This is a genomic window from Magnetococcus sp. PR-3, from assembly GCF_036689865.1.
Taxonomy (GTDB): Bacteria; Pseudomonadota; Magnetococcia; order Magnetococcales; family Magnetococcaceae; genus Magnetococcus.
Genome location: NZ_JBAHUQ010000077.1, coordinates 1 through 1439 on the forward strand (window position 1 = coordinate 1; position 1439 = coordinate 1439).

Here is a 1439-nt window from a genome sequence, read left to right on the forward strand (position 1 = left end):
AAACGTTAGCTCTCTGCTCTTTTCTTCATGCACCTTGCTTGTGTTGCTGGATGAATGGGTTCCCCTGACTCCGCTTCCACATTTCCTTTTTAAGCTTTTTCCGAGAACGGGCTCAGATAGAAAAAACGCCACTGTTCATCAATTCATTAAAAAATATTCGCTTAACGGTCCGCCTTCATTGAGTTTGAATATGTCACGCACACATCATTTGAGGAAAATTGATGCCTCACGTTTATACGTTAGCCTCTTCTCTTTTCTTCATGCACCGTGCTTGTGTTGCTGGATGAATGGTTTCCCCTGACTCCGCTTTCACATTTCCTTTTTAAGTTTTTTCCGAGAACAGGCTCATATAGAAAAAAAACTGCCGTTTATCAATTCATTAAAAAATATCTCTTAACGGTGCGCCTTCATTGAGTTTGAATATGTCACGCACACATCTTTTGAGGAATATTGATGCCTCACGTTTATACGTTAGCCTCTTTTCTTTTCTTCATGCACCGTGCTTGTGTTGCTGGATGAATGGTTTCCCCTGACTCCGCTTCCACATTTCCTCTTTAAGCTTTTTTTCCGAGAACAGGCTCATATAGAAAAAAAACACTGCCGTTTATCAATTCATTAAAAAATATCTCTTAACGGTGCGCCTTCATTGAGTTTGAATATGTCACGCGCACATCTTTTGAGGAATATTGATGCCTCACGTTTATACGTTAGCCTCTTCTCTTTTCTGCATGCACCGTGCTTGTGTTGCTGGATGAATGGTTTCCCCTTACTCCGCTTCCACATTTCCTTTTTAAGCTTTTTCCGAGAACGGGCTCAGATAGAAAAAACGCCACTGTTCATCAATTCATTAAAAAATATTTGCTTAACGGTGCGCCTTCATTGAGTTTGAATATGTCACGCGCACATCTTTTGAGGAATATTGATGCCTCACGTTTAAACCTTAGCTCTCTGCTCTTTTCTTCATGCACCATGCTTGAGTTGCTGGATAAACAGCTTCCCCCGATTCCTCTTTTTTTTGATTTATGCAGAATTGACTGGAATAGAAAAAAGTCGATCTTCATTAACAAATCTAAAAACAGCGGTTACCCGTTTTTCTTTCTAGTCCATAAAGATATTTTGATTGCTAAGGGCAAACCGGAATGGTGATGTAGAGTTGCGTTGGATACATACACAAAGATCGCTCTCACCTATTTAATGCGATGGGTATGACCGACTCGGCCTGGACTGTAAAATATTATGGGTTGAACCCTGTTAAATATTTTATACCGTACAGCTGTTTTGATAAGAGACGGCCGCCTATGCAGAGAATATTTCTGGAGAGCTGATTTGTAATTGGAGCATGCATGGTAATGGCTAAGACGATTTTTTACGGAGCGTATGGTAAGGATGAGGATTTTCAGGCACAAAAAAGCCACTCGATTGAGTGGCTTTTTAGATAC

General features: G+C 40.4%; 1 protein-coding gene. It reads left to right on the forward strand.

Annotated features, from left to right (window positions below; genetic code table 11):
* Positions 1-741 precede the first annotated feature (741 nt).
* Complete coding sequence (locus V5T57_RS20600) at positions 742-1146, forward strand: hypothetical protein (protein ID WP_332893153.1); 405 nt, start codon at positions 742-744, stop codon at positions 1144-1146.
* The last annotated feature ends 293 nt before the right edge of the window (positions 1147-1439 follow it).